The sequence below is a fragment of the uncultured Campylobacter sp. genome, assembly GCF_938018035.1.
Taxonomy (GTDB): domain Bacteria; phylum Campylobacterota; class Campylobacteria; order Campylobacterales; family Campylobacteraceae; genus Campylobacter_B.
Window position 1 is genome coordinate 1 of the sequence record NZ_CALIJF010000125.1, and the last position, 2,469, is coordinate 2,469.

At 55.9% G+C, this 2,469-nt stretch carries 1 protein-coding gene; it reads left to right on the top strand.

Going from position 1 to position 2,469, the window contains the following annotated elements; all coding sequences use genetic code 11:
- The first annotated feature begins 440 nt into the window (after positions 1-440).
- The gene (locus Q0257_RS03830) at positions 441-1,805 is read left to right on the top strand and encodes a hypothetical protein (RefSeq protein ID WP_298021751.1); all 1,365 of its coding nucleotides are present in this window, start codon (positions 441-443) and stop codon (positions 1,803-1,805) included.
- The last annotated feature ends 664 nt before the right edge of the window (positions 1,806-2,469 follow it).

Consider the following 2,469-nt stretch of genomic DNA (forward strand, 5'->3'; position numbering starts at 1 on the left):
CCTTGCTTGCGTGCCGCATTACGGCTTTAAATTTAGCGCTAAATTTTTAACCTTACTACGCTTACGCAGCGTTTAAATTTAATCTCGCTGCGGCTGCGCTAAATTTTAAAATTTCAAATCGCCGTTTAAAGAGCCGTCATCTGTGCGAGTGTGCACAGGCGGGCGCATGCATGCAAGAGATAGTCTCGGGTGCTGTTTTATCGCGGGCTTCCGTTCGCATCAGGTCATACCGAGCCGCGCCAAAGTCTCAAAACTCACGCGATTGCTAATTTCGCTATCGAGCCGTACCGAACCGCAGCCAAACTTGCGCAGCTTACGAACGTCGCTCGGTAGAATTTTAAAATTTCATCTAGGCTAGCTCGCCGCTCTACGCAGGCTCCGCCGCCGCGGAATTTAAACTTTGTTTTGCTATAATCGGGCTAAAATTGCGGAGGCCATCTATGAAAATTTTACCTTACGTCGTGCTCGGTTTGTTTCTCGTCGCTTGCACGCAGGTCCCGCCGCCCGCCGAAAATACCCGTGCCGCAAGCGCCGCCGCCGTAAAGGATGCCGCCAATTCTACCGGTGCAGGCAATGCCGTCAAAAATTCCGCCCCATCCGAGATTTCCGCGCTAAAAAACAGAGCCTCCGCGAATGTCTCCGCTAAAAATTCCACCGCGTCTTCTATGCGCGAAATTTGGGGAATGCTAGAAAATGCCGATCGGGCGCTGCTTGCCAAAGAGATCTCGCGCGCCGAAGAGCTTGCCGTGCGGGCGCAGGAGCTTAGCGAGCTAAAGCACATCGAAGTAGGTCGGATTTTTAGCAGATTTGTCCGTGCGCGGATCGCCTTGCAGCGCGGCGATACCGACGCCGCGATCTCGCTGGCGACGGACGCGAGCTCCATGCAAAGCGGGGTGGCGGAGATATATGCCGATGCCGTAAATTACGAGAGCGCTTATACATTCGGGCGCATCTACGAGGCTCGCGGCGATCGCAAGGGCTCTGTGCGCGAATATGGGCGGGCGCTGTTTGTTTGGACTATGTTTTTGCAGAGCGATCCCGTGCGCGCGGAGGAGATTTTCGCCCGACTGAAAGCGCTCACACCCGATCCTTACGAGGCCGAAGGCAGAGCTAGCGGCGCGTGCGAGTATCTGCGCGCTAAGGCTAGCTCCGCTTTTGATGAGCCGGCGCCCGAGCCCAAGCGTCGCGCACTGCGGGATTTGGCCGAATGGGAGGCGCACTGCTTGCATCTGCGCCCGTTTGTAGATGACGGATCGGATGAGCGCGCGCGTAGGGCTTCGCTCGCGCGGGATTACGCGCAGCTGTATGCGGGGCTAGGCGAGTGTGCCGCAGCGCTAGAGCATCTGCTTGCCGCAGCGGAGCTCTCGGATGCGACGGATCCCGATACGGGCAGGCTTTATCTACAGATCGCACGACAATTTTTGACGATTTACAAAGAGGCGGGCGCGAGTAAAATTTCTGCGAGCTATGCACAGAAAAATCTAGCTGCGGCGCAGGATTACGCGGACAGATCGGTAAAGCTCTACGAGGACATGCGCGGCACCGCTTACGAGCACTCGAGCTACGACGGACACGAAATTTTAGGCGAGATCGCGATGATACGCGGCGATCCGTCTGCGGCGCTGAGACATTTCGCGGCGATGAGAGACGATGCGGCGGCGCTTTTGGCATATCAGCGGCTGCCGGCCTATAAGCAGGCTCTGACCCACGCGCTAGAGCTGCTCGCGCAGTGCTACGATGCGCTAAAAGATCGCAAGAGCAAGGAGGCGATTCTGCGCGAGCTTGCGGAGTTAAAGAAAAGCTAGCGAGTTAGCAGGCGGCGGCGTTTCGTGAAATTTTGCCGATGCGCCGCGATGAAATTCGGCTTGGGGCGTTGCGCGGTTTGAGCGCTTGAGGTGCGGCAGAATTTCATACTGTTTGGGGCGTTGCGAGCTTGCGGTGGATTTAGACCGCATAGCGGAGTTCGCGCTTTTGAGGTCCTATTTTGAAAGCGAAATTTATACCCGAGCCGTAGATTTGAAGCAGCATCCGTGCCTGTGCGGCGATTTATCCTCGCATCGCAGCCATTAAAAGCTGCAATTTTGCTAGCGCATGAAGCTTTGCGGGCGCTTTTGAGTGCGCTATGACTGCGGTTTGGCGCCGCGCGAGCTAGAAGCTTTTAGGGGCGTCTATGCGGCGGGCGCAGTTTTATCGCAGACTTCCGTCCGCATCAAGTAGTCATACCGAGCCGCGCCAAAGCCTCAAAACTCACGCGATTTCTAATTTTGCTATCGAGCCGCACAGAACCGCAGCCAAACTCGCGCGGCGAAAATCTAAATTTACGCTATAATCTTGCAAAGCGGAGCGTAAAACTCCTGCTGCGCGGGTGCGACGAAATTTAAACAAAGGCCCGCAAATTCGGGCTTCTTAGCTTTCGCGCGGCTGCGGCATAACGCTAAATTTAACGGAGGGCGCATGGATAAGGAGCGG

Coding starts and splice junctions, on each gene's coding strand:
- Q0257_RS03830 (WP_298021751.1), top strand. CDS start 441: ATGAAAATTTTACCTTACGTCGTGCTCGGTTTGTTTCTCGTCGCTTGC.